The 1,724-nt window shown below is 76.1% G+C and carries 1 protein-coding gene and 1 pseudogene; both read right to left on the bottom strand.

The genetic code is table 11. The annotated features are described in order from the left end of the window. Positions 1-796 (bottom strand): annotated as a pseudogene (locus FNQ90_RS22115) (hypothetical protein); the annotation flags it as partial. A gap of 104 nt (positions 797-900) precedes the next feature. Continuing rightward, positions 901-1,724 (bottom strand): mycothiol synthase (mshD, locus tag FNQ90_RS22120; protein ID WP_182607963.1); only part of this gene is annotated, 824 nt, incomplete at its 5' end.

The raw sequence follows: 1,724 nt of genomic DNA on the forward strand, positions 1-1,724 counted from the left end.
GCTTGAGGGGCGGGGCGGCGGCCCCGGTGGGGGCCTTCACCGATCGGGCGGTGCGCGCCGCGCCGACCTGCGCGGTGGTCGCCGAACGGGTGGTTCCGGTGCTGTTGACGGTGCGCGAGGAGACGGTGCCCGCCCGACCGGTGCCGGAGGTCGTCACCCGCCGGGTCGGACGAACGGTGTCGTCGACCCGATCGGTGGAGTCGCCACCGGAGGGGGCCGCCGCCCCATCGGGCTTCGCGGTCTTGGCCGTCTTGGCGGTCTTGGCGGGCTTCGCGCTTCCGGCCGACTCGGCGGACTTCGCCGTCTTGGCGGGCTTCGCGGCCTCGGCCGTCCCGGCGGGCTCCGTCGTCTCCGCCCCGCCGGCGGGCCCGCCGGCGCCGCTCGCTTTCCCCGTCTTCGCCGTCCCGGCGGATTTCGGGCCGGCGGCCCCGCCCGTACCGCCGTCCGCGGCGGCGGGAACCTCGGCCGTCACCTCGGCCGTCACGGGGTTCGGGCGCCCCGTGCCCCCTGCCCGGGCGGCGGCGGTTCGGCGCGCCGGATTGGCCACCGAGGCGGACGACCTGCCCTTCGGATTCTTCGCGGCCTTCGTGCTCTTCCCGGTCCTCGCGGTCGACCGGCCGGGCCGCGTGCCCGCCGGCCGGGCCGCGCCCGAGGAGACTCCTCCCCGGGCGTCGCCCTCCGGCGGAGCGCCGGTGTCGGAGCCGGTCCCGCGGTCCGCCGGGCGGGAGGCCTCGATGGCCCCGACCGACTCCGGGTCGGCTGGGTCGATGGGGTGGGGCTGCGCTTCCGGGCTCATGACCCCATTCTCCAGCCGTCCCGGAAAACGCAACCCGTCCGTTGTGTGACGTGCGGGTTTCCCGCACCCCACGGGCACACGCCGGGGGGCGCGCGCCCGGCGCGTCAGCTCTCGGTGCGGTACATCAGGTCGACCTCGAAGGTACGGAACCCGAGCCTCTCGTAGAGCCGCAGGGCGGGGGTGTTGTCGGCGTCCACGTAGAGCATCGCGTGCGCCAGATCCCGGTGACGGGCCAGGTGCTCCAGGCCGACGGCGGTCAGCGCCCGCCCCAGGCCGAGGTGCTGGGCGCCGGGGGCGACGCCCAGCACGTACACCTCGCCCAACCCCTCGGCGGGGTGCACCTTCGTCCAGTGGAAGCCCAGCAGTTCCTCGGCATCGTCGGAGCCCGCCCCTTGTCCCGGCTCCCCGGTCGGGCCCCCCGTCGTGTCCCGGTCGCGGACCGCGAGGAAGAAACCGGCGGGATCGAACCACGGTTCGCCCATTCGGGCGTCGAGGTCACGCCGGGTGAGCCCGCCCTGTTCCGGGTGGTGGGCGAAGGCGGCGGCGTTCAGCGCCAGCCACGGCTCCTCGTCCCGCCCCGGCTCGAAGGTCCGCAGCCGCACGCCCTCCGGCAGCCGGGGCCCGTCCGCGCGGAGGTCACCGAGCGGACGTCGGAGCTGCCGCAACTCACGGAAGAGGACCATTCCGAGCGCCTGCGCGAGGTGCCGGGCCGCGGGATGTCCCCCGTGCGCCCACACACGCAGCCGGTGACCCGACTCGGCCAGCAGCGCCTCACCCAGTTGCCGCCCGTACCCCCGGCCCCTGTGGTCGGGGTGGACGACCATTTCGGCCGAGGCGGCCTCGATGGGGTCGGTGCCGTCCAGCAGCGCGTAACCGACCACGACCCCGTCGCGCCGCAGGAGCAGGTGACGCACGCCCTCCCGCCGCC

Origin of the sequence: Streptomyces alkaliphilus (assembly GCF_014141535.1) — a bacterium.
Taxonomy (GTDB): domain Bacteria; phylum Actinomycetota; class Actinomycetes; order Streptomycetales; family Streptomycetaceae; genus Streptomyces; species Streptomyces alkaliphilus.